Origin of the sequence: Rheinheimera soli, from assembly GCF_031457405.1 — a bacterium.
Classification (GTDB): Bacteria; Pseudomonadota; Gammaproteobacteria; order Enterobacterales; family Alteromonadaceae; genus Pararheinheimera; species Pararheinheimera soli_A.
On the sequence record NZ_JAVDWR010000003.1, the window covers coordinates 139,826 to 164,450 of the forward strand.

The window sequence follows — 24,625 nt, forward strand, 5'->3', positions numbered from 1 at the left end:
TGGCACCGCGCCAGCTCTGTGCGCTCAGAGCTAGTATAGTCAGGCTTTATTGTTCTGGCTGTAAAATCACTTGTTTTAAAATAATGGGTTGTTTGGGTACGTTTTGCCAGCCGGTTTTTTCATCGGTATGGGTTTCCAGCAGTTTGATTTTTTCCAGCACTTCAAAGCCATCCTGGATTTGACCAAAGACTGTGTAACCCCAGTTTCGTCCCGGATCCAGACTTGCATTGTCATTGAGGTTAAAAAAGAACTGACTGGTTGCACTATGGGGATCGTTGTTCCTCGCCATCGCTATACTGCCAAACTGATTCTTAGCACCATTACCTGACTCATTAAATACAGCAGGGAATTCGTCTATAGGTGCCAGATCAGGTTTATAACCGCCACCCTGTATCACAAATTCAGGTTCAAGACGATGAAAAACCGTATTGTCATAGGCTTTGGTATTAACGTAACTCAGAAAGTTATTGACCGCCAAAGGGGCTCTGGTTCTGTCCAGTTCAACAGTGATATCACCCACTGAAGTCACCAGTTTTACTTTAGGAAACAGATTATCTTGCTGTACGTATTTGCCCGTTGGTTTTTTCATATCAACCACAGCCAAAGCAGATACAGAAAACAGCGCAAGCAAAGTGAAAGTAACCAGACGCATCACTTAGCCCTTCACATAAGAATGCCAGCTGCTGTCGTTCAGCAGTTCAGCCAGCACTTGTTCAGTCAATACCCGCAGTTTCACTTCGGCCGCAGCGTTGTCTAATTTAAATGGGCCAGAGAAGCTGCTTTTGCCAGCATAAACTTTATCAAAAGAACCACTGTTGTTTTGAATAGCGATGCGAAGTTCCACATCGTTTTTCACTACGTGTTCCACTGTACGTTGGTCGGCATCAGCGGATAGCTTCAGGATCTGTATGGTCATAGTAGTCACACTGCTGGATGTTAATTTAGCACCCTGGGCTGTCATTGCATCCGACAAGGTAGATTCTAACTGTTGAGCCAGGTTATTACTGGTGGGCATACTGGTGACTGCTGTGCCTTTACGTAAAAATAAAGTCTGGTCAGATGGACGCTGATCCACCACTGTTAACACAAACTCAGCACCTGACAGCGTTTTGCTTTGATTCCAGAACACTTGAGGTGTGACTAAAAAAGAAGATGAAGTGCTGCTGCAGGCAGCTAAAGCCAGGCTGAAAGCCACTAATACAAAGCGCATAGTTATTTCCTTTTGGTTGATTCGAGGATCACAAATTTGTTGTTGCTGGCAATATGGCGACAACCACCCAACAATACCGTCATTTTTTCGTAATAAGGCAAATGCCTGTTCGCCACAATACGTAACTTACCACCAGCTTTTAAACACCGTTTGGCATCGTTAAACATCTGCCAGGCAATATGTTCTGTCACTGCCTGTTGTTGATGGAAAGGCGGATTACAGATCACATAGTCCAGGCTTTGATCGGCCTGACCGGCTAAACAGTCGTCTGTTCTGAACTCGCACTGAGACATTAGTTCAGCTGCATTTAATTCGACTGATGCTTTGGATGACTCTACAGCCATGTAGGAGTCATCGGTAAAAATAACTTTAGCTTCAGGTTGTTGTTTTAATAAAGCTAGACCCAGCACTCCATTACCGCAGCCTAAATCGGCCACTAAAGCGCCTGCGTCCAGCATTGGTAAATGCTCCAGCAGGAAACGTGCACCTATATCCAGTTGCTCTTTGGCAAACACATTAGCGTGATTGACCAGCGTCAATTGATAATCAGGCAACTCCCACTGAATAGGGTAGGTAAAAGCCCTGGCTTCACCACGAGGCGAACAATGAATAGTCCGGCATTTTTTCTGGGCCAGAGAAGCCTGAGTTGGGCCTAATTCCTGCTCAAAAATAGCCAGCAAGTTTTTATGAATATCTTTAGCTTTGGCAGCAGCGATAATCAGAGTGTCAGGCCGAACCACCTGGCTCAATTGCTGTAACATGAAGCGCAGGTAACCATGATTGTTGGGTACTTTTAACAGAACCAGATCCAAATCGGCAGGCAAAGCCGTAACACTGTCAATAAAACAGACGCTATCTGCGGATAAGCCGTTTTGTTGTCTGTTATAAACAGTCGCTTGCTGGCTTAGTACTGAATCGTTTTGCTGACTGTGCGGATAGTCACCTAAAGCGCATGACAAAGCGCCAAACAAATCGTGCATCACCAGCACTTTTAAGCCAGCGCGCTCATTGAGCAAAGGTAAAGCTTGCTGCAACAGCAATTCATCGGCTGCATCCCAGGCTTGCAGGCTGCGATTGCTTTGCCCCAGAGGTAATCTGTCCAGCTGCAGTTGCTTGTCAGCGACGGTAAAAATAGTATTCATGCCATTCAACTTAAAGAAGAGAAGGTTGTATTTTGACACGAGCACACCAGAGCGACAACCATGGATCGTTGCAACACTTTGTATTACCAGATGCGGAGTTGTTATTTTGGCCTGAATGGCTGCCGCAAGCGCAGGCAGAGCGCTGTTATCAGCAATTAGCGCACGAACTCAACTGGCAACAGCCAGCTATTAAAATCTTTGGCAAGGCGGTGCTTATACCAAGACAGCAGGTATGGATGGGCGATCCTCACTGCAGTTACAAATATTCAGGCGTGCTGTTTGAACCTGAACCCTGGCATCCGCTGGTAAAGCAATTAACAGACAGGGTCAATCAAGCTTGTCAGAGCCAGTTTAATAGTGTGTTGCTGAACTGGTATGCTGATGGTCAGCAGCATATGGGCTGGCATAGTGATGATGAACCTGAACTTGGGAATAATCCTCATATTGCCTCTTTAAGTTTGGGACAAAAGCGCTTTTTTGATTTAAAACACAAGAGCTTAGGGACACAGCTAAAGCTGGAACTGGGGCAGGGTTCGTTATTGCTGATGACAGGTCCATGCCAGGCAAACTGGCTGCACAGAGTGCCAAAAATGGCAGCGGCTACAGAGGGGCGCATAAACCTGACTTTCCGTGAAATCAAGCAAAAAACAACTTAATTATATTTTCTCTATGGCAGCAGTCGCTTAGCAGATTTTCCTTCACTTTTGCGAAAAAGCGGGCTGACAAGGCGTATTGCCTTAACTAGAGTAGAGGTGAGGGAGCAATAAAAGGGTTCAGCTATGTTGGTTCATACCGCAATAGAACAGAAGTTATTGAGCGCATTTGATCCTGTGTTCCTTGACGTGGTCAATGAAAGCCATATGCACAGTGTGGCACCGGGTTCACAATCGCATTTTAAAGTAGTGATAGTGACAGATGCCTTTAATGGCATGAGATTGTTAAACCGCCACAGAGCAGTGAATGCGATAGTGGCCGAGGAGTTAGCCGAAAAAATTCATGCTTTAGCCTTGCACACCTATACGCCTGGTGAATGGTACGAGTATTACGCCGAAAAACCACCGGCTTCGCCAAAATGTTTTGGCGGCAGTAAAAGAGAAAAAACTGCGTTGCCGGAATCCTGAGATCCGATAAAGTTGAAGCGTCGTAAGACGCTTTAACTTTGTCTGCTGCTGTACTCTGCCTTATTCTTCTTGTTCCAGATCGAACTAAGTTCTTGTTTTTGAATGCCCACTACTGCTATTTTTGCTGATCAGACCTGTTTTTTAAGCTAACGGCTTAAACTAGCTGACAATTTTCAACCAACAATAGGTTTTGTTATGGTTATCCAACCTAAAATTCGTGGTTTTATTTGCACTAACGCACATCCGGTCGGTTGTGCTGCTCATGTGCAGGAACAAATTGATTATGTCAAAGCCCAGGGCACAGTTACCGGTGGTCCAAAAAACGTCTTAGTTATAGGTGCTTCAACAGGCTACGGCCTGGCTTCCCGCATTACATCAGCTTTTGCATCTGGCGCTAAAACCTTAGGTATCTTTTTTGAAAAAGAACCGACAGAAGGAAAAACGGCTTCAGCCGGCTGGTACAATACTGTGGCTTTTGAACAGGCTGCTGCTGCCGAAGGTTTATGGAATAAGCATCTGAACGGTGATGCTTTTACTGACGAGCTAAAGTCTCAGGCTATTGATTTAATCCGTCGTGAAATGGGTAAAATTGATTTGGTGGTTTACAGCCTGGCAGCACCACGTCGTAAAGATCCGGTGACTGGCGAAGTGTACAGCTCTGTATTAAAGCCTATAGCTCAGGCTTATACAGCAAAAACCTTAAATACCAGCAAACGTGAAATTGAAAGTGTTTCAGTTGAACCTGCATCTGATGAAGAAATCTTCAATACCGTCAAAGTAATGGGCGGTGAAGACTGGGAACGCTGGTTGGATCAATTACATGCAGCCGGTGTGCTGGCTGAAGGTTGCCAGACCGTTGCCTACACTTACATTGGTAAAGAACTGACCTGGCCAATCTATGGCAAAGCCACTATCGGCAAAGCTAAAGAAGATTTAGATCGCGCTGCTGCTGCCATCACACAAAAACTGGATTCGGTTGCTGGTCACGCTTATGTGGCTTCATTAAAAGCCTTAGTAACACAAGCCAGTTCAGCCATTCCTATTATGCCGTTGTATATTTCCCTGTTGTACCGTGTGATGAAAGCCGAAGGCACTCATGAAGGCTGTATCGAACAGATTTATGGTTTGTTCCAGCAAGCGTTGTACAACAACAGCCGTACTTTAGATGAAGGCGGTCGTCTGCGTATGGATGGCAAAGAATTGTCTGATCATATCCAGTCTGCAGTAAAAGACTTGTGGGGTCAGGTGACGACAGAAAACATTGATGAGCTGACCGATTACAAAGGCTATCACAATGAGTTCCTTCGCTTATTCGGTTTTGGCTATGGTCATGTCGATTATAACGCCGATGTGCAGGCTTTATTGCCGCTGAAAAATTTGGTGCAGTAACTTGAAGAAGCCGCTGAATGCGGCTTTTTTTTCGAAAATTTTTGGTTTTTGGCTGATTTCACTGAATTTGAAACCATTGCAGCAACAGACAAAAGGCAAAGTTAAAAAACTTGGCTACACTGAGCTTCAGTCGGCTGAAATGCCGGATAATTTTGTTGATTAACATAGATAGCACTTATGTTTAGTGCTAGAATCCGCGACTTTGGTACGTGTGTCCGCCACCTGCAACAGAGGTTAGGCTGTTGAGGTCCCGGATGCTACGCGCGGCGAGCAGCCGATAAAACCAGGCCCTGTTTCTTCCCGTTAAAAAGTGCAAGTACGTATGATAAAAATCAAAAAAGGATTGGACATTCCCCTCTCGGGCAGTCCCAAACAAGACATACATGATGGCCCGTCCATCAAACACGTTGCTGTACTTGGCGAAGAGTACGTCGGTATGCGTCCTACAATGCTGGTAGAGGTTGGGGATCGTGTGAAAAAAGGTCAGGCTCTTTTTGAAGACAAAAAGAACCTTGGCGTGTTTTTCACGGCGTCTGTTGCCGGTACAGTGAAAGAAATCAACCGCGGCGCTAAGCGTGTGTTGCAGTCTGTTGTGATTGAAGCTGAAGGTGACGATTTTGTTGCTTTTGATTCATTCACCACTGCAGAACTTGCTTCGTTAACTGTTGAACAAGTGAAGAAGAACTTAACTGGTTCAGGTTTGTGGACTGCTTTACGCACCAGACCATTCAGCACTTCGCCAGCTGTTGACAGCACGCCACGAGCTATTTTCGTCACTGCTATGGATACCAATCCATTAGCTGCTGATCCGACAGTAGTGATAGCGCAGCGTAGTGCAGACTTCAGCAATGGTTTAACAGTGTTATCCCGTTTGTCTGATAAAGTCTATTTGTGTAAAAAAGCGGGTGCCACCATTCCTTCAGTTCCTGTTGTGCAGGTTGAAGAGTTCGACGGTCCACACCCTGCTGGTTTACCAGGCACTCATATTCACTTCCTTGACCCTGTCAGCATCAAAAAAGTGGTATGGCATATTAACTATCAGGACGTCATTGCTATCGGCGCACTCTTCACTTCAGGTCAACTGAATGCTGAACGTGTAGTCTCTTTAGCCGGTCCCGTAGTGAAAAATCCACGTTTGCTGAAAACTATTGCTGGTGCATCTCTGGCTGAACTGACCGCAGGTGAGCTGCAGGAAGGTCAGAACCGTATTATTTCCGGTTCTGTATTAGCAGGTGCGGCAGCCACTGGTGTTCACGGTTATTTAGGCCGTTTCCACAATCAGGTGTCTGTGTTGGCTGAAGGCTACGACAAAGAGTTTTTAGGCTGGGTTATGCCTGGTTCTGAAAAATTCTCAGTCACCCGTGCTTATTTATCGCATTTAAATCCAAAGCGTCTGTTTAACATGACCACTACTACCAATGGTTCATCTCGGGCTATGGTTCCTATTGGAAACTATGAACGTGTGATGCCACTGGATATTCTGCCTACTCTGTTATTACGTGACCTGTTGGTTGGTGATTCAGATGGTGCAGTCTCTTTAGGTTGTTTAGAGCTGGATGAAGAAGATTTGGCATTATGTACCTTTGTTTGCCCTGGTAAATATGACTATGGCGTAGCATTGCGTGAGTGCCTGACGACGATCCAGAAGGAAGGCTAAAAATGGGTTTAAAGCATTTTTTAGAAAGTATTGAGCCGCAGTTCGAGAAAGGCGGTAAGTACGAGAAGTGGTACGCTTTATACGAAGCCGTAGCTACAGTTCTGTATACTCCAGGTCTTGTGACCAAAGCGGGTACTCACGTGCGTGACAGTATCGATCTGAAACGTATCATGATTTTTGTCTGGTTAATGTTATTCCCTGCATTGTTTTTTGGCATGTTCAATATCGGTCATCAGGCGGTTATCGCGCTGCAGGCTGGTTTTGGTACGCCTGATACCTGGCAGGTGGCTTTGTTCCAGTTACTCGGTGGTGAGCTGAGTGCGGAATCGGGCTGGGGTAGTAAAATGTGGTACGGTGCCGTTTGGTTCCTGCCTATTTATGCCACTGTATTTATCGTAGGTGGTTTCTGGGAAGTATTATTTGCTTCAGTGCGTAAGCATGAAGTCAACGAAGGCTTCTTTGTCACCTCTATCCTGTTCGCTTTAATTCTTCCAGCCTCTATCCCTCTGTGGCAAGCCGCTTTAGGTATCACTTTTGGTGTGGTTGTAGCAAAAGAAGTCTTTGGTGGTACAGGCCGTAATTTCTTAAACCCTGCTTTAGCTGGTCGTGCTTTCCTGTTTTTTGCTTATCCGGCAGAGATTTCAGGTGACAAAGTATGGACAGTGGCTGATGGTTTTTCAGGTGCAACCTGGTTGTCCAAAGCGGCCAACGGTGAAGTAGCTGACTGGTCAATCAATGCCCAGTGGTGGGATGCTTTTTATGGTTTTATCCCGGGTTCAGTCGGTGAGACATCCTTCTTAGCTCTGATGATTGGTGGTTTAGCCTTAATCTATTTCCGTATTGCTTCATGGCGTATTGTGCTTGGCGTGTTAGCTGGTACAGCTGTGTTTGCCACTATGTTCAATATGATAGGTTCAGAAACAAACGCTATGTTTGCTATGCCTTGGTACTGGCACATAGTTCTGGGTGGTTTTGCTATTGGTATGTTCTTTATGGCCACAGACCCTGTATCAGCCTCATTTACCAACCCGGGCAAATGGGCTTATGGTTTCCTGATTGGCTTTATGGTGGTGATGGTCCGTGTGGTCAACCCTGCTTATCCTGAAGGTATGATGTTAGCAATTTTGTTCGCTAACTTATTCTCACCATTGTTTGACTACATGGTGGCCCAGGGGAATATCAAACGGAGGCTTGCCCGTAATGTTTAGTAATAACGATAGTATTGGCAAAACCTTTTTTGTGGTGATTGCTTTATGTTTGGTTTGTGCGATTTTAGTAGCTACTGCTGCTGTACAATTGCGTCCAAAACAAATTGAAAACAAGTTGCTGGACAGTCAGAAAAACGTCTTGGCAGTTACGGGTTTGTTAACAGAAGGCAATATCAAAGAGTTATACACCAAACATATTCAGGAACGTTTAGTTGACCTGAATACAGGTGAATTCGTTGATATGGCCCCTGCAAGCTATGACTACCGCAGAGCCATGAAAGCACCTGATACCAGTATCAGACTGGCAGGTGCAGACGATATGGCTTCGATTAAAAGCCGTGCCAATGTAGCTCCTGTCTACTTTGCCTACAACGATGGCGTTGAGTCAGGCAACTTATCTGCCATAGTTTTACCTGTTCATGGGTATGGCTTGTGGTCGACTATGCATGCCTTTTTAGCTCTGGATAATGATGGAAATACCATCAAAGGCATTAACTACTATGAACAAGGCGAAACAGCTGGTTTAGGTGGTGAAGTGCAGAATCCAAAGTGGACAGCTCAGTTCGTCGGTAAAAAGTTGTTAGATGAATCTGGTGCCCCAGCCATTAAAGTGATGAAACCAGGCAACGCCAACCCAACTTCAGCTTATGAAGTGGATGGTCTGTCAGGTGCCACTTTAACCAGCAATGGTGTACAGAATACTTTCGATTTCTGGGCAGGAGCCAAAGGTTTTGCACCTTTCCTGACCAAAGTTCGTGACGGAGCATTAAACAATGGCTAGTGCAAAAGAAATTAAAACCGTTCTGTTTGGCCCCATTTTTGCCAACAACCCTATTGCTTTGCAGGTGTTGGGTATTTGTTCTGCGTTAGCAGTAACAACCAAAATGGAAAAAGCTTTGGTGATGGGTATTGCGCTTACTGTGGTAGCCGCATTCTCTAACCTGTTTATTTCCTTGATCCGTAACCACATACCTTCCAGCGTTCGTATCATAGTTCAGATGACTATTATTGCGTCCCTGGTTATCGTGGTAGATCAGGTATTAAAAGCTTTTGCTTACGACGTGGCGAAAGAGCTGTCGGTATTCGTTGGTTTGATTATTACCAACTGTATCGTTATGGGCCGCGCTGAAGCTTATGCAATGAAAACTGGCCCAGGTATGAGTTTCCTGGACGGTATTGGTAATGGTCTGGGTTACTCTGTGCTGTTGCTGATTGTTGCCTTTATACGTGAGCTGTTTGGTTCTGGTACTTTATTTGGTGTTGAAGTTCTGCCTTTAGTCAGCGCTGGTGGCTGGTATCAGCCAATGGGTATGATGTTGATTGCACCTAGTGCGTTTATCATTATTGGCTTGTTAATCTGGGTTCTGCGGGCTTTCCGTCCAGAGCAAGTTGAGAAGGCATAAGGGGCTATAAATGGAACATTACATTAGTTTATTTGTCCGTGCAGTCTTTATCGAGAACCTGGCTTTGGCCTTTTTCCTCGGTATGTGTACTTTTATTGCTGTGTCAAAACAAGTCAAAACAGCCTTTAGCTTAGGTTTGGCAGTGACTTTCGTATTGGCCTTGTCTGTGCCTGTGAACAATTTGGTTTACCACAACCTGTTGGCTCCTGGTGCTTTAGCCTGGGCAGGTTTTCCTGATACAGACTTAAGTTTCCTTGGCTTTATCACCTACATTGGTGTGATCGCGGCTTTGGTACAAATCGTAGAGATGTTCTTAGACAAGTACGTTCCTGCTTTGTACAACGCCTTAGGTATTTTCTTACCTTTGATCACCGTAAACTGCGCTATTTTTGGTGCTGTCGCCTTTATGGTTGAGCGCGATTATAGCTTTGGTGAAAGCGTAGTTTTTAGTATAGGTAGTGGTATTGGCTGGACTCTGGCTATCACTTTAATGGCCGCCGTCAGTGAAAAACTGAAATATGCCGACATGCCAGCTGGCGTGCGTGGTTTAGGTTCACGTTTTATCATGGTTGGTTTAATGGGCTTGGGCTTTATGTCCTTCTCAGGCGTTTCACTGTAAGCAATAGCTGTAAAAGGAAAGAACAATGCAAGAGATATATCTTGGCGTTGGGATGTTCACCCTGCTGGTTGTAGCTTTAGTTGTTATGATTTTAGCAGCGAAAGCCAAACTGGTGTCTTCAGGTGACATTACCATTGGAGTGAATGGCGACCCTAAGTTAGCCATTCAGACAAAAGCCGGCGGCAAATTACTGAACGCTTTAGCTGATAAAGGTATTTTCCTGTCGTCAGCTTGTGGTGGCGGTGGTTCTTGTGGTCAGTGTCGTGTTCATGTTCATGCAGGTGGCGGCGACGTTTTACCTGTTGAAATGGGCCACCTGACTAAAGGTGATCGTCGTGAAGGTTGTCGTTTAGCTTGTCAGGTCAGTGTGAAAACTGACATGGAAATTGAAGTTGAACCTGAAATCTTTGGTATTAAAAAATGGGAATGTTCAGTTATCTCTAACGATAACAAAGCAACCTTTATCAAAGAGTTGAAGCTGGCTATTCCTGATGGCGAATCAGTGCCTTTCCGCGCCGGTGGTTACATTCAGATTGAAGCGCCTGCGCACCATGTGAAGTACGCTGATTTTGATATTCCGGCTGAATACCGTGGTGACTGGGAACGCTTTAAGTTCTTTACGCTGGAGTCCAAAGTAGACGAAGAAACTATTCGTGCTTACTCTATGGCGAACTATCCGGAAGAAGAAGGCATTATCATGTTAAACGTGCGGATCGCGTCTCCGCCGCCAAATAACCTGAGCTTACCTTGCGGTAAAATGTCTTCGTACATCTGGAGCTTAAAAGCTGGCGATAAAGTGACGATTTCCGGTCCATTCGGTGAATTCTTCGCGAAACAAACTGAAGCAGAAATGGTATTCGTAGGTGGTGGTGCTGGTATGGCCCCAATGCGTTCGCACATTTTTGACCAGTTACGTCGTCTGAAATCCAAACGTAAGATGAGCTTCTGGTACGGTGCCCGTTCCAAGCGTGAAATGTTTTATGTTGAAGACTTCGACATGCTGGCTGCCGAAAATGAAAACTTTGTCTGGCATACAGCGCTGTCTGATCCGCAGCCGGAAGATAACTGGACTGGTTACACAGGTTTTATTCACAACGTATTGTTTGAAAATTACCTGAAAAACCACAAAGCTCCGGAAGACTGTGAGTTCTATATGTGTGGTCCACCGATGATGAACAAAGCGGTGATCAACATGCTGAAAGACTTAGGCGTAGAAGACGACAACATACTGTTGGACGACTTCGGCGGTTAAGCCAAAGCAAATTGAAAATGGGGTCCCTGGGACCCCATTTTTATTTGTCAGCAGTTTGTTTTTGCATAGGGATTGTGGTCGAAACTTGTTACAATAGCCGCCTTTACAGAGCAAGCAGGCAGACTGTTTGTTCAATGCTTCTAAGTTTGATGAGGTTGCTATGGAAGTTTTTATTTTTACTTTTGTCATCCTGATAGTTGTAGTTGCTGCTATGGCTATAGGTTACATGGTGCAACGTAAAACCATAGCAGGCAGCTGTGGTGGTTTAGGTGCTTTAGGCATAGAAAAAGCCTGTGATTGCGATACGCCTTGTGAGAAACGTAAAGAGCGGATGAAAAAAGAGCAGGAATGGCAGCAGAATAAAATTATTTGATAGTACTTCTTTGCACTTTTGAACGACCATCAAGCCAGCTTCTGCTGGCTTGTCAGTTTTTAGCTACAGGCCTTGTACCTGACTTCATTTCGTTCTCTTGCCTCAAAGCGCCGCTTATTCAATAATGCAGCTCATTTTTTTCCTGAGGTCACCTTTATGTCTTATCCGGTTGCTATCGCGGTTTCTTCTGTTCAGGCTGCACTGAATGACTCTCAATGGGATGCACTTATTATTGTCGCGTCCAGTTTTACTGCTGTGACAGAGTTACAGCAAGAAATAGACGCTGCTGCAGCTGTCGACCATCGTATAGGTAAAGAAACAGTGTTGTTGCTGTCAGGCAAAGCGCCGGGACAACGTTTGGTGCTGTCACCTACAGGCCCGCTGGACAGAGATTATGATGATGTCCGTGGTTTTTATGATGCTGCTAAACAAGGTATCAGTCAGGCCAAAGCTGCAGGTGCTAAATCTCCTGCTTTATATGTGATAGCGCCAGATTCTGATGCTTATCAATATGCAGCTGAAGTGGCTTATTTAGGTGCTTGTCAGGCCTTGTGGCAGCCATTAGAGGGCCGTGAAGCCCGCGGTGAAGCCACCATAGAACCTGTTATTGCGATTGGGGTGATTGCAGTGTCGGAACAGCAGGCCAGTTATATGAGTGCTGTTGAAGCCGGGAAACGTGTAGCCCGTGATTTATGTGGCACTGAACCTGAGCGCATGGCACCACGACGTTTTGCTGATTATTGTGTTGAAACTTTTGCTGGCACTGATGTTCAGGTATCGGTAGAAACCAAAGTTGACGTGCTGCAAAAAGAGTATCCATTGTTGATGGCGGTGGCGCGCTGTTCTTTGCAGGTGGACCGTCATAAACCTGCAGTGATCCGGCTGGAATATCAGGGTGAAGGTCAGATTGAACACACCTTATTGTTTGCCGGCAAAGGTCTGGTTTATGACACTGGGGGTGCCGACTTAAAAATCGGCGGCGGTATGGCCGGTATGAGCCGCGACAAGGGCGGTGCTGCAGCTGTGGCTGGTTTTCTGAAAACTGTGGCTGTGCTCAAGCCCAAAGGTTTAAAAATCATTGCTGAAATTGGCGCTGTGCGTAACAGCATTGGCGCAGACGCTTTTGTGCCGGATGAAATTATTACCAGCCATGCCGGTGTGCGGGTACGTATCGGTAATACAGACGCCGAAGGCCGTCTGGTACTGGCCGATTTGTTATCGCATTTACGTGAAGACGCTAAAACCGCTGTCAATCCAACTTTGTATTCGATTGCCACTTTAACTGGTCATGCTGCCCGTGCTGTTGGCCCTTACACTGCTTTGGTAGAAAATGGGGCCGCCCGTCGTATAGGTTTGTCTGCCGATTTGGCTATGACTGGTGATTTGTGGGCCGATCCAAGTGAAATATCCCGCAGTCGTCGGGAAGATTTCAGCTTTATCAAAGGCCGCACTTCTGCCGATGACTTATTAAGCTGCAACAACGCACCTTCTTCTGTAACGCCACGTGGACATCAATTCCCTATGGCTTTTTTAGTGGCCGCTGCTGGTTTGGATCAGCATGCATTAAACACAGAACAGCCACTGCCTTATTGTCATATAGATATAGCGGGCAGTGGTGTGGACGGCGGCGACTGGCAACATGGTAAACCATCAGCCGCACCAGTGGCTGCTTTGGCCGCTTACTACTGCCTCTAAACTAAAATTTGCTTGGCTGTTTAAAGACCCGGGGCTATGCTTCGGGTTTTTGCTCTATAGATCATGGCACATAGGCAAGTGACAGATTGGTTTTTCACAAATGGATAATTCTTTATGAATTTTATAGATCGTTATTTTGAGCTGACGGCGCGCCAGACCAGTATCAAAAAAGAGCTGATCGCAGGTTTAACCACTTTTATGGCGATGAGTTATATCCTCTTTGTGAACCCCAGTATGCTGGCGCAAACCGGCATGGATCACGGCGCTGTTTTTGTTGCCACTTGTCTGGCAGCAGCTTTTGGTTCTATTGCAATGGGTATGCTGGCGAATTTACCCGTGGCTTTGGCTCCGGGTATGGGGCTTAATGCTTTTTTTACTTATGTGATAGTGCTGGAACAAGGTCATAGCTGGCAGACGGCTTTAGCCGCAGTATTTTGCTCCGGTGTTTTATTTTTACTGCTGAGTATTTTTAAAATTCGTGAATGGATTATCCAGAGTATTCCTTTTGCGTTAAAGATGGGCATAGCTGCTGGTATAGGCATGTTTCTGGCGCTGATTGCATTAAAAACTGCCAATATCATAGTGGCCAGCCCTGCTACTTTAGTGACTTTGGGCAATTTGCACGACCCTAAAGTACTGCTGGCAATCGCAGGTTTCTTTTTGATTTTTGCACTGGCGCACCGTAAACAACATGCCGCAGTATTTATCAGCATTTTAGTGATCACTGCTATTGGTTGGTGGCGGGGTGATACAGAATTTAATGGCATAGTGGCTATGCCCCCCTCTTTAGCTCCTACTTTTTTGCAGCTGGATTTTGCTGCGGCTTTACAATGGGCCATGTTGCCTGTGATTTTGAGTTTATTATTTTTAGATTTGTTTGATACCAGTGGTACTTTGGTGGCAGTCAGTCAAAGAGCTGGCTTGTTGAAATCGAATGGGGAAATCCCCCGTTTAAAAGGGGCTTTATTGGCTGACAGTTCCGCCACTATAGCTGGATCTTTATTGGGTACGTCCACCACTACCAGTTATGTGGAAAGTACAGCTGGTGTCAGTGCAGGAGGGCGTACTGGGTTAACTGCAATAGTGGTTGGGCTGGCCTTTTTAGCCGCGCTTTGGTTATCCCCTTTGGCTGCCATGGTGCCAGCTTATGCTACGGCCGGGGCATTACTTTATGTGGCCACTTTGATGCTGAGCAGTTTGCAGCATGTAGAGTGGGATGATCTGATCGAATCCGTACCTGTAGTCGTAGTTCTGGTGATGATGCCGCTGACGTTTTCAATTGCCGATGGCATAGGTATGGGCTTTATTACTTACGCGGTGCTGTGTTTGGTCACAGGGCGTTTGTCAAAAACGACCTTGAGTGTCTGGGTATTAACAGCTGTCTTTGCTGCGAAATTTTTCTTTGCATAAGGAAGGGTATGAAAAAAGTTACAGTGTTATTCGCTTTGTTGTTGTCTGCTACGGCAATAGCTCAGGATAAAGTACAGGTCACAAGCACTCAGTTGGCACCTCACTTATATATGATTAAAGGCGCTGGAGGTAATATTGCCGCTGTGGTGGGGCCAGAAGGTGCGCTGGTGGTGGATTCACAGTACGAGCATATGGTGCCTCAAATCAAGGCTGAGCTTGAAAGCAAAGAAGCCGGGGTGCAGATCAAGACTCTTATCAATACCCATTTTCATGGTGATCATGTCAATGGCAATGCGGCTTTAGCCTCTGGCGCTCAGATTATTGCTCATACCAATGTATTAACCCGGTTAAAAGCCGACAACAAATTCCCGGTTGCTGGCTTACCCACAGAGACTTTTGTTGGTGAAAAACAGCTGTCGCTGAATGGAGTTGATTTACAGCTGGTGACTATGCCCGTCAGTCATACGGATGGCGATCTTGTGGTGTGGTTTAAAGAAGCCAATGTACTGCATATGGGCGATCTGTTTTTTGCTGACCGTTTCCCTTTTATCGATCTGAACAGTGGCGGCGACGTAGCTGGCTACATAAACAACGTCAAAACCCTGCTGGGACAAATCGACGATAAGACCAGGTTAATCCCTGGCCACGGTGATTTAATGGATAAGGCCGGCTTACAGCGCTTTTTAACTATGATGGAGCAGACACTGGCTGAAGTGAATGCGATGAAAGCGGAAGGCAAAACTGAAGACCAAATAGTAACGCAAGGTTTGTCAGCACAATGGAAAAGCTGGAGCTGGAACTTTATTACCGAAGAACGTTGGATCCGTACGCTATTTAAAGCTTAGTCTTGTAGTTCCTCAGCGCTCTGGTTATGCTTTGCCACATACCAGAGCGCTTTTAGGGCATAAACCAGGATCTTCATGAGGTTACGTGAAACTTTAGTAGTCTACATGCTACCTATCCTGGTCTTGCCTTTATTATGTCTGGGTTATTTGTCTTATCACTTCAGTGCCCGCTATTACGAACAACAGCTTTTTTTGCAAATTAAAAATGAGCTGGTACAAAGGCAACAAGATATACGGCTTACATTATCTTCTTACCAACAAAGCTTGCAGATTTTATCTGCTCAACCTTTGGTTGATCGTTTTATCGCTGGCGAATTGCAGCTTGCACCAGAAGTAGTGCAGACATTTGAGCGCTACCGCAGTGTTTATCCCGACATTAGTGCAGTGAAGTTTGTTCGCTTAAATGGCGATTATCAGTTAACTATCCCTTTGCAGAAAAAGACGGCTGAGACCAGCAGATTTAGAAACCAGTATTTTTCTGCGTTGCAGTCGATGATGGACGATAACGGCTTTTTTCTGTCCAGTGAACAAGGCTCCAGTCAGAACAACTTGTATGTTGCACAAAAAGTCTATTTATCCGGACAGTCTGCCGGCGATATCAAACGCCTTTGGGGTTATCTGGTTCTGGTGATCAAACCACAACTTTTTCAACATGCAATAAGCCAGTTAGCAGGGGATCTGCGTGCTCCTTTAGTGGTTAGCCAGGCTGCAACTATAACCTTCGCTGAAAATGCCTTGCTGATGGGGAGTGCGTTTTCTCCGGTGCATTTCACTGAACTTCAGGCCAGCGTTGACCAACATCAGTTTGTTCCGACCTTGTTGCTTGGCCAATCCATGTTGGTAACAGGTGTGTCTTTAGCCGGCCCATACCAACTAGTGATGGGGGTTCAACCTGCATTGTTAGACAAAAGTATGGCCTATAAACCCTCATTAATTGCCTTGTTTTGTGTGCTGTTTTGTATAGGTTTGCCCGTATTGATTTACAGGGTGCTGGCCCGTTTTGTATTGACGCCAATACGGGAACTCACAGTGGCTAAAACTGCGGTAGGGCGAGGGGATTTATCCACTGTATTGACGGTCAAAAAGCAGGACGAGTTAGGTGATATGTTTGCTGCTTTTAACGTCATGGTACGACAACTGCGAGTGTATCGTGAACGAGAGAGGGCTTATCAACTGCAGTTAGAAGACAAAGTGGCTGCCAGAACTCAGGATTTAGCCAATGCCAATCAGCAGTTGGAAGATGCCAATCAGCAATTGATTCTGGCACGCGAAGTGGCTGAGCAGGCTAACCGTCTAAAAAGCGTGTTCCTGGCTAATATGAGCCATGAAATTCGCACTCCTCTGACTGCCATTATTGGTTTTAGTGAGCAGGCTATCCATGAAAATGATCCTCACCGTCAGTTGGACTATTTGAGTCGGGTACTGCGTAGCGGCGATCACTTGCTGGCACTGATTAACGATATTCTCGACTTATCTAAAATAGAAGCCGATAAGTTAGAGTTGCTGACCGAGCAGGTCAATCTGTTAGCCATAGTGGATGATATTTATCAGCTGACCAAACAGCAGGCCGAACAAAAAGGCCTGCAATGTTTGCTGGAATTAAATTATCCCTTACCTCAATTTATCTATACCGACACCTTAAGATTTCGTCAGGTGCTGCTGAATCTGACCTCAAATGCTGTCAAGTTTACACAGAAAGGCAAGGTGGTGATCCATGTTTCCTATCAAACCCCGGAAGAAGTGCTGCGGATCAAAATTAAAGACACCGGCATAGGTATTACCGATCAAGAGCTTAGCAAGCTGTTTCAGCCTTTTGTGCAAGCTGATGCAGCCGTCACCCGTAATTTTGGTGGTTCAGGGCTTGGCCTTTGTATTTCAAAAAAACTGATGGAACAGATGCAGGGTGACATTCAGGTGGAAAGTGTCAAAGGTATTGGCAGTTGTTTTGAGATCATTATGGCTTGTGAACATCAGCATATTAGTCTGGTGCACAGCTATCAGCGCCCTGCTGAGGAAGCTTTGGAGCTTGCAGTGCCAACAGATTACCACAAGCTCAAATTGCTGGTGGCTGAAGACAACCCAGACAATCAGCTGCTTATTCAGGTGTTGTTGCAGAAGTTAGGTATTCAGGCTGTGATTGTGGAGAATGGCCATAAGGCCGTTGAACGGGTGCTACTGGAAAGTTTTGATCTGGTCTTGATGGATATGCAGATGCCGGAAATGGGTGGAGAAGAAGCCACAGCCTTGATACGTCATGCTGGTATGGACTTACCTATAGTGGCTCTGACTGCCAACGTGATGAGTGAAGATCAAAGCCGTTATCTCAAAGCTGGCTGTCAGGCGGTTTTATCCAAACCTATAGTGCAAAAAGATTTCTTAGCTGTGATACAAAAGTTTTGTCAGGCAGGCACTACACTGGATGAACAATTGGAGGCACAATTAGCCTCTGATCCTGTCATCATACAGCTCAAACAAGACTTTAAACTGGCGCTGCCCGCCATGCTGCACGACTTCCAGCTGTGGTTGTCTTCAGCCAACTGGAGTCGTATGCAATATGAAGCTCATAGTGTCAAAGGCAGTGCCGGCAGTATGGGGTATCCACAGTTAACCGAACTGATGTCAACACTGGAGCAAGCGGCAAAAAGTGCGGATACTGAGCGGATTAGCCTTTTGATCGCTGAATTTGTGGCTCTGGTGTCAGCAGAACAAGGGACAGAGCAGGAGGTGAGTAGTGAGTCATAATAGGTTTGAGCTGGCGCCGGAGATCGAGCGCGATAGTATCTGGTTAGCCGACTGGCCTTTGTGCCAGTTGCGCGTGCAAAACGATGCCAATTATCCCTGGTTTATTTTGATCCCAAGACGTCCGGGCATGGTTGAAATTATTGATTTAACGCAGGAAGATCAGAACCAGCTATGGCGGGAAAGTGCTTATTTGTCAGTCTTCCTGAAATCAACCTTTAAGGCCAAAAAACTGAACCTGGCTGCGCTTGGCAATATGGTGCCGCAATTACATCTGCACCATATAGTGCGTTATGAGAATGATTTGGCCTGGCCCGCTCCTGTCTGGGGTAAAGTACCAGCCAGAGCTTATACTGAAGCTGCCTTGCAGCAATTAAAACAAAAGCTGGCGTTATTAACCCTACCCTTATGATGGTTTCGGCCTAAACTAGTAGAATTACCACTTTCTTTGTGGTGCATCTGAGTTAGCATTAGGCCTTGATTGTCTGAAATTTATTGTTGTAAGGAACCTTGTTATGTCGGCTGAAAATGCCTTATTGACCATATTGGTTGAGAAGATCCGCACAGATATGCTGGTGCTGCCAACTTTACCAGAAATGGCTATTCGGGTCAGGAGAACAGCGGACGATCCGGACAGTAACCTGCAGATGATGACGGATGTGATAGCACAGGATCCCGCTTTAGCCGCCCGTATGATCAAAGTAGCCAACAGCGCTTTTATGGGGCGCTCTATTAAAGTGAACTCGCTGAATCAGGCCATTACCCGTATAGGTTTAAGTCAGGTAAAAAATATTGCTACTGCTATGGCGATGGAGCAACTTTTTGTCTCTCAGCACGAGCAAATCAAAGAAAGGATGTCACAAGTCTGGCGTGACAGCGTCAATGTCACCAGCATAGCCCTGGCTTGTTTAAAGCGTTATCTGGCAGAGAACAAACATTGCAATTTAAATCTGGACGTGATGACACTGGCAGGTTTGATGCACCTGATTGGCGCTTTACCCATTTTGACTGAAGCTGAGCGTTATCAAACTGTGTTTGGTGATCCACAATTTTTAGAAAATGCCCTCAACACTTTATCTGGCCAGATAGGGTCCAGCATTATGCGTGCCTGGGATTTTTCAGATACCTACGTACAGATAGTGCTGAACTGGAACAATTCGTCCTATCAGCTTGACCAGGTTTGTTATATCGACTTTATCCGGCTGGGAGCTCTGGTGCAGAGTCCGTTGGAAGGGACAGCCCGTTTGCAGGCGTTTCAGCCTTATATTGAGCGCAATATAGTGCCGGACGCTAACTTTATGGACATCGCAGAAATTCGTCTGATTTCTCAGGAAGTAAAAGCTTTATTTAGCTAGTAAAAAAACTTGAATCAAGCCCTGCAGTGACGCAGGGCTTTTCACATTAGGTTTTACTGAACTGCAATATTGGCTTTTAGTGGCAGCAATGCGTGGCGTAAGGCGTCAGTCATCAGCAATAAGTCGGCATCTAAGCGACCTATCAGATCATCCCAACCCATTTCTTCGTTAGAACCTGACAGCAAGTCATGGAATTTCAGACGTTTAATACTGCCGTCTTCACAGATCAAAAAGGTGACTTTTTCGTCTTGCTCTAATGCCAGCTTAGTTACCAGTTTATCCTGCAGATGGCTTTGCACTTCGTCAGCACTGAGTAAGTGATTGATAAAACGTACTTTAGCGCCTTCTTCATCCGGAGCTTTTAATTCGGCCTCAGCGCCTAACTGAAACCCTTCCGGTAATTCTTTGCCTTGCAACCAGAAATGCAGCTGCTGATTGAGCTGATGGTTATCCAAAAGTGGCATTGCAGGTAAAGAGCCAAAAGCCTTACGCAACAAAGCAAGTAACTCTTCTGCTCTGCTGGCGCTGCTGGTGTCCACTAATAACCAGCCTTGTTGTTTGTCATACAAAGCGGTCGTCACGCTGGATTTACTGAAGGCACGGGGTAGCAGGGTTTGGATCAGTTCTTCTTTTAACGCCTGTTTTTCTTTACGGCTTAAAGGACGGCCTTTTTCCTGCTCCATCGCATCAATTTTTGGTGCCAGCTCTTCGTTGACGACTGAACCTGGCAGCACTTTTTCCTGACGTTTTACCGCAAACAACATCACGTCATTGGTCTGGTGGCAATACTGTTTCAGGCTTGGATGCAAAGGGCTGGTGAAGCCCATTTTAATGGCTTCCTGCGAGGTGCAAGGGGTAAATTTGAATGCAGCTAAGGCCTGCTCTAATTGGTCCTGATCTGTGTTCAGGTTTTCGGTGACCTGATATAAACGTAAATTTTTAAACCACATAATTTCACTACTCTAGCTTGAAGAATTGCGGCTTAGTATACAGAGTTCAACTGCAGGATTTTGACTTTTTCCGTTGAAAATAATAAAGCCCGGTGCACAAGACCGGGCTTTGGATCAGCTTGAGGAATTACGTTTTAAATTTTTCGGGAAACGAATATGGTAGCTCAGGCCATGACCAGGTTCGCTGCTCACCTGAATTGAACCGCCCAGCGTCTGACGGACCAGATTATAGGTAATATGAGTGCCTAAACCGCTGCCGCCCTGATCACGTTTTGTGGTGAAAAACGGATGGAAGAGTTTTTCCAGTTGCTCCTGAGTCAAGCCACGGCCATTGTCAGAGTAGGTAATATCAACCATCTGGCCTTCATCCAGTACGGTAATGCGGATATAACCTTCTTCCAGCTCTTCAAAACCATGAATAAGTGAGTTCATTAAAAGGTTAGTGAAAATCTGTGAAATGGCTCCGGCAGGGCAACTCAACATCAGGCTTTCGGGGCAGTTCACATCAATATGATGGCGGGTTTTTTTAAAGTTTGGCTGTAAAGACCGGATCACTTCGTGCAGATATTCGGCCAGATTAATAGTACGAATGGCATCACTGGTTTGGTCTACTGCTATTTGTTTAAAGCTGGCAATCAGCTCAGAGGCACGTGTCAGGTTGGATTGCAGTAAAGAGGTGCTTTGTTTGGCTTCTTCAATAAAATGCTCAAGCACTTTAGGAGACAAGGTTTTATCTTTATAAGCCAGATCCAGCGCCGCCAGTTTTTCTGCCAGAAAGCTGGTGGCTGTGACGCCTATACCCACTGGGGTATTTACTTCATGGGTAATGCCTGCGACAAAACCACCCAAAGCTGCCATTTTTTCCGACTGCACTAAGCGATCCTGAGCTTGCTTTAAATCATCCACAGTTTTTTCCAGCTCGCTTTGTTTACCACGTAAAGCTTCTTCACTATGGCGGCGGCGCTCTATTTCTTCCCGTAAGGCTTGTTGTTTAACTTCCAGCTCTTGTTTTTGCTGTTGTAAATCCATCATGGCCTGACTTAAGCCTGAGGTTTTACGGGCCACTTCCTGTTCCAGCAATAAGTTGTGCTGATCAAGTTTCTCATTGGAATGCAGCAGTTGTTTCTGGGTGCTTTCTAACTGAACTTTATAATCCTGGACTCTGGCGATCAGGCGGTTAAAGGCATCTGCCATCACGCTGAGTTCATTGGCTTCATCATGCCGGACTTCAACTTTAGTGCCTTCCAGATGATCCAGTTCCAGGTCTTCAATTTGTTGCGTCAGTTCACTCAGGGGTAAAGTCAGTTGACTACGGAAGGCCAGTAAGAACAGGATAATTAAAAAGGTGGTTTTTAACATCGCATTACCGACCAGAAAATAAATACCAATTTTTATCCGATCCAATACCACAGCGCGGCTGGAGAACAGAGTGACATCGCCTACCTGAGTGGCACGGCCGGAGAATTCAAAAATAAGCGGAAAGGTATAACCAAATAAACCAGAGTTTTGTTCTGTTAATCGAATACCTTCCTGCACCAGTTGATTGCTGTAACGTTCGCTGATATCTATGTAACGGCCCAGTTGTGTAATAACAGCGCCACTATCATCCCTTACTATAATGCCTTCGATGGCGGGGATCGCCAGCAAACCGTCAGCGATAATCAGTGCTTGTTGGGTGTTTAGCTCCCAAATAGCGCGGGTCAGACTGCCGGAAAAGGTCTGTTGTAATGTCGCCAATTCACCGTTGATATGATCTTTGGTGTTGAAGTACTCCGCAACAATCTGGCCTAAAGTCACAATAAAGGTCAGGATAAAATACACTGACAAAACTTTAGTCAGCAGCTTACGCGATAAACTTTTCTGCTGCATGAAACAACCTTGTTTGATTCGGCTTAATGATGAATACCATTGAAACACTAACTTATAGAAGATCTGTTTAAATGAAAATACTATATGTAATAAATAACTTAGAGACTAGGCAACAAGAGCTGCTTTGGCAATACGCTGCAGTAAATTGTTAGATTAGGGCAAAAGACGCATTTAATGGTGTTCAATTGCAGTTGCATTCAGTATGGTATCAGTGTCCAATAATTGAACGCATAGACGTGAAAACAAATAAAACCATAATAACGAGGCTGTGTTAATGGCGTTACCTGTATTAATTTGTGACGACTCTTTACTGGCACGAAAACAAGTGCGTAAATCTTTACCTGAGTCTTTTGACGCCGATATTCTGACTGCTGGCAATGGCGTGGAGGCTTTGGCTATTCTGCGTAGTCAGGAGATTGGTTTAGTGTTTTTAGATCTGACCATGCCTGAGCTGGATGGCATAGGAGTGCTTGAAGCTATTAAGCAGGATGGTCTGGATTGTTTTGTTATTGTGATTTCTGCTGATATTCAGCCGGAAATGCAAAAACGGGTGACAGAACTGGGGGCTTTGGCTTTTGTCCACAAACCTGTTAATCCGGAAAAACTTGTCGTCATTTTGAAACAATATGGACTGATATGAGTACAGTATTCTCTGAAGAACAAAGGGATTGTTTGCAGGAGCTGATCAATGTTGCTATGGGCCTGGCCAGCGACAAACTTGCCCGTTTTTTAAATACCTTTGTGCATTTACAGGTACCTGCCATCGAGCTGGTAAACTCAGCTCAAATTCCTGCTCAATTTGAAGCCCGTTACAGCAATACCGAAGCAGCCTTAGTCAGTCAGGGCTTTTTAGGTAATGATGGCTTGAGAGGGGAGGCTATCGTCTTGTATCAACTGGACAACGCGCATCGTATTGCCGCTTTGTTAGGTTATGACACGGACAGTGCTTCTGAGCTTGAAATGCTCACTGACATCAGCTCTATTTTAACCACTACTTTTTTAAATGGGCTGGCGGATCAAATTGACAATAGTTTGTCCTACAGTGCTCCAAGGGTGTTGTCATCCCGCCAAAACAATGTCTCAGAGGCTTTGCAGGAAACCGCCTTTCACTGGGAACTGGCATTAAAGGTAGACATCAGTTATCAACTGGTCGATCATTCTTTTAATTGCGATATGTTGCTATTAATACCAGGAGAAGCTGTGTTAAATATCCAGAAAATTCTTGAGCGGATTTTGGAAGAGTATTGATGTCTGAAGACTGGTTAACCGGCCCTGTATTGGAGCAATTAAATAGTGGCGTGCTGGTGGTAGACGAACAGTTAAAACTGGTGTATCTGAATAGTTTTTTGCAACGCCATAGTTCAGTACAACTTTCTGATGCTAAAGGGAAAAGCTTATTTCAGGTATTCACTGATGTACCTGAAGCCTGGCTCAGACGTAAGTTTGCATCAGTGCTCGAATTACAAAGCCCATCCTTTAGCAGTTGGGAGCAACGGCAGTATATTATTAAGTTGCCGCATCTGAGACCTGTCACCAGTTCCAGTCAATATATGGCGCAAAATTGCACTATGCTGCCGCTGAAGGATCCAGAGGGCCGACGTTATGTTTGTCTGTTGATTGAAGACGCGACTGATGCTTTTGTCTACCAGCAACATTTACAAACCACCTTACAAAAACTGGAACTAAGTAACCGCATTGATGGTTTAACCCAGGCTTTAAACCGGCGCTATTGGGAAGAGCAGTTAAAACTGGAAGTGCAACGAGCTCAGCGTTATCAGCAGCCTTTGTCGCTGTTATTGTTTGACCTGGATAAATTTAAGCAGCTCAATGATCAGTATGGTCATTTAGGTGGTGATTGTGTCTTGATTGAGCTAACGGCACGGGTCAGAGTTTTGTTACGTGATACCGACTGGTTTGGCCGTTACGGTGGTGAGGAGTTTGGCATAGTACTGACCAATACAGCTTTGGCTGGTGCTTTGGAAGTGGCTGAACGTGTTTGTCTGGCGGTCAACAGCACAGCTGTCACATTCCATGAGCAATCTATAGCAACATCAGTCAGTATAGGTGTGGCGCAACTGGATGCTGTGGGTGACAGAGCGCACGAAGTACTGATAGGTCAAGCTGATATAGCACTTTATAACGCCAAAAGAGATGGTCGCAACAGAGTGGTGGTCTTTAGTGCGGGTGAAACGGAATTTCTGCTGAAGGCGAATTAAGCCGTAGTGAATTTTAGAATAATCTAAACATTTAGATTGACAGACGTCTAAAACTTTGAGCATATAGAGAGTATGAAAAAGACACAAATCCGCAATACACTCACCATTATTATTACCACCAACCCTGCGGGGTAGGAGGTCGGCGGCGTATTGTTTTCAAAAAGGCCCGTGA

The 24,625-nt window shown here is 45.4% G+C and carries 24 protein-coding genes; 19 read left to right on the top strand and 5 right to left on the bottom strand.

What is annotated here, in order from left to right; genetic code table 11:
- Positions 1-46: 46 nt before the first annotated feature.
- From J2W69_RS07120 to J2W69_RS07130, 3 genes are read right to left on the bottom strand one after another with little or no spacing between them, the layout of a single operon-like run.
- Positions 47-652, bottom strand: a complete 606-nt coding sequence (locus J2W69_RS07120) for a peptidylprolyl isomerase (RefSeq protein WP_310276017.1) — start codon at positions 650-652, stop codon at positions 47-49.
- Between the two features lie 3 nt (positions 653-655).
- The gene (locus J2W69_RS07125; protein WP_310276019.1) at positions 656-1,210 is read right to left on the bottom strand and encodes a YajG family lipoprotein; all 555 of its coding nucleotides are present in this window, start codon (positions 1,208-1,210) and stop codon (positions 656-658) included.
- A gap of 2 nt (positions 1,211-1,212) precedes the next feature.
- The gene (locus J2W69_RS07130; RefSeq protein ID WP_310276021.1) at positions 1,213-2,352 is read right to left on the bottom strand and encodes a methyltransferase; all 1,140 of its coding nucleotides are present in this window, start codon (positions 2,350-2,352) and stop codon (positions 1,213-1,215) included.
- Positions 2,353-2,384: 32 nt separating this feature from the next.
- Between J2W69_RS07130 and J2W69_RS07135 the strand changes: the two genes are divergently transcribed.
- The 16 genes from J2W69_RS07135 (at position 2,385) to J2W69_RS07210 (ending at position 19,418) form a co-directional block, all read left to right on the top strand.
- Positions 2,385-3,008, top strand: coding sequence for an alpha-ketoglutarate-dependent dioxygenase AlkB family protein (locus tag J2W69_RS07135; RefSeq protein ID WP_310276024.1), 624 nt, complete (start codon positions 2,385-2,387; stop codon positions 3,006-3,008).
- A gap of 123 nt (positions 3,009-3,131) precedes the next feature.
- Positions 3,132-3,473, top strand: a complete 342-nt coding sequence (locus tag J2W69_RS07140; protein WP_310276027.1) for a BolA family protein — start codon at positions 3,132-3,134, stop codon at positions 3,471-3,473.
- 195 nt (positions 3,474-3,668) lie between these two features.
- Positions 3,669-4,862, top strand: coding sequence for an enoyl-ACP reductase FabV (fabV, locus tag J2W69_RS07145; RefSeq protein WP_310276030.1), 1,194 nt, complete (start codon positions 3,669-3,671; stop codon positions 4,860-4,862).
- 322 nt (positions 4,863-5,184) lie between these two features.
- On the top strand, positions 5,185-6,519 hold the full coding sequence (locus J2W69_RS07150) for a Na(+)-translocating NADH-quinone reductase subunit A (RefSeq protein ID WP_310276032.1): 1,335 nt from the start codon (positions 5,185-5,187) through the stop codon (positions 6,517-6,519).
- A 2-nt stretch (positions 6,520-6,521) separates the two neighbouring features.
- On the top strand, positions 6,522-7,727 hold the full coding sequence (locus tag J2W69_RS07155) for an NADH:ubiquinone reductase (Na(+)-transporting) subunit B (RefSeq protein ID WP_310276034.1): 1,206 nt from the start codon (positions 6,522-6,524) through the stop codon (positions 7,725-7,727).
- Entirely contained in the window at positions 7,720-8,508 is a 789-nt protein-coding gene (locus J2W69_RS07160) for a Na(+)-translocating NADH-quinone reductase subunit C (RefSeq protein ID WP_310276036.1), read from the top strand. The genes J2W69_RS07155 and J2W69_RS07160 overlap by 8 nt, the downstream gene beginning before the upstream one ends.
- Complete coding sequence (locus J2W69_RS07165) at positions 8,501-9,130, top strand: NADH:ubiquinone reductase (Na(+)-transporting) subunit D (protein WP_310276038.1); 630 nt, start codon at positions 8,501-8,503, stop codon at positions 9,128-9,130. The genes J2W69_RS07160 and J2W69_RS07165 overlap by 8 nt, the downstream gene beginning before the upstream one ends.
- A gap of 10 nt (positions 9,131-9,140) precedes the next feature.
- A complete protein-coding gene (gene nqrE / locus J2W69_RS07170; RefSeq protein WP_310276040.1) occupies positions 9,141-9,749 on the top strand; it encodes an NADH:ubiquinone reductase (Na(+)-transporting) subunit E in 609 nt (202 codons plus the stop codon).
- Between the two features lie 25 nt (positions 9,750-9,774).
- Positions 9,775-11,001 (top strand): NADH:ubiquinone reductase (Na(+)-transporting) subunit F, encoded by a 1,227-nt coding sequence (gene nqrF, locus J2W69_RS07175; RefSeq protein ID WP_310276042.1) that lies wholly within the window; start codon positions 9,775-9,777, stop codon positions 10,999-11,001.
- A gap of 160 nt (positions 11,002-11,161) precedes the next feature.
- Positions 11,162-11,374, top strand: coding sequence for a (Na+)-NQR maturation NqrM (nqrM, locus tag J2W69_RS07180; protein ID WP_233078599.1), 213 nt, complete (start codon positions 11,162-11,164; stop codon positions 11,372-11,374).
- Positions 11,375-11,530: 156 nt separating this feature from the next.
- Positions 11,531-13,069 (top strand): M17 family metallopeptidase, encoded by a 1,539-nt coding sequence (locus tag J2W69_RS07185; RefSeq protein WP_310276045.1) that lies wholly within the window; start codon positions 11,531-11,533, stop codon positions 13,067-13,069.
- A gap of 114 nt (positions 13,070-13,183) precedes the next feature.
- A complete protein-coding gene (locus J2W69_RS07190; RefSeq protein WP_310276048.1) occupies positions 13,184-14,479 on the top strand; it encodes an NCS2 family permease in 1,296 nt (431 codons plus the stop codon).
- Between the two features lie 8 nt (positions 14,480-14,487).
- Positions 14,488-15,324, top strand: coding sequence for an MBL fold metallo-hydrolase (locus J2W69_RS07195; RefSeq protein ID WP_310276050.1), 837 nt, complete (start codon positions 14,488-14,490; stop codon positions 15,322-15,324).
- Positions 15,325-15,399: 75 nt separating this feature from the next.
- Positions 15,400-18,066, top strand: coding sequence for an ATP-binding protein (locus J2W69_RS07200; RefSeq protein ID WP_310276052.1), 2,667 nt, complete (start codon positions 15,400-15,402; stop codon positions 18,064-18,066).
- The gene (locus J2W69_RS07205; RefSeq protein WP_310276054.1) at positions 18,056-18,475 is read left to right on the top strand and encodes an HIT domain-containing protein; all 420 of its coding nucleotides are present in this window, start codon (positions 18,056-18,058) and stop codon (positions 18,473-18,475) included. The genes J2W69_RS07200 and J2W69_RS07205 overlap by 11 nt, the downstream gene beginning before the upstream one ends.
- Positions 18,476-18,578: 103 nt before the next feature.
- Complete coding sequence (locus tag J2W69_RS07210) at positions 18,579-19,418, top strand: HDOD domain-containing protein (RefSeq protein ID WP_310276055.1); 840 nt, start codon at positions 18,579-18,581, stop codon at positions 19,416-19,418.
- Between the two features lie 53 nt (positions 19,419-19,471).
- Here J2W69_RS07210 and rdgC read toward each other — a convergent pair whose 3' ends face one another.
- Together rdgC and J2W69_RS07220 are read right to left on the bottom strand one after the other, a co-directional pair.
- Positions 19,472-20,368 (bottom strand): recombination-associated protein RdgC, encoded by an 897-nt coding sequence (rdgC, locus tag J2W69_RS07215; RefSeq protein ID WP_310276057.1) that lies wholly within the window; start codon positions 20,366-20,368, stop codon positions 19,472-19,474.
- Positions 20,369-20,482: 114 nt separating this feature from the next.
- Positions 20,483-22,237 carry a sensor histidine kinase gene (locus tag J2W69_RS07220; protein ID WP_310276059.1) on the bottom strand — a complete coding sequence of 585 codons (1,755 nt, stop codon included), beginning with the start codon at positions 22,235-22,237 and terminating at the stop codon, positions 20,483-20,485.
- 274 nt (positions 22,238-22,511) lie between these two features.
- On the opposite strand from J2W69_RS07220, the gene J2W69_RS07225 reads away from it, so the two are divergent.
- From J2W69_RS07225 to J2W69_RS07235, 3 genes are read left to right on the top strand one after another with little or no spacing between them, the layout of a single operon-like run.
- Positions 22,512-22,877, top strand: coding sequence for a response regulator (locus J2W69_RS07225; protein WP_008897284.1), 366 nt, complete (start codon positions 22,512-22,514; stop codon positions 22,875-22,877).
- Positions 22,874-23,485, top strand: a complete 612-nt coding sequence (locus tag J2W69_RS07230; RefSeq protein WP_008897285.1) for a hypothetical protein — start codon at positions 22,874-22,876, stop codon at positions 23,483-23,485. The genes J2W69_RS07225 and J2W69_RS07230 overlap by 4 nt, the downstream gene beginning before the upstream one ends.
- Positions 23,485-24,453 (top strand): GGDEF domain-containing protein, encoded by a 969-nt coding sequence (locus J2W69_RS07235; RefSeq protein WP_310276062.1) that lies wholly within the window; start codon positions 23,485-23,487, stop codon positions 24,451-24,453. The genes J2W69_RS07230 and J2W69_RS07235 overlap by 1 nt, the downstream gene beginning before the upstream one ends.
- The last annotated feature ends 172 nt before the right edge of the window (positions 24,454-24,625 follow it).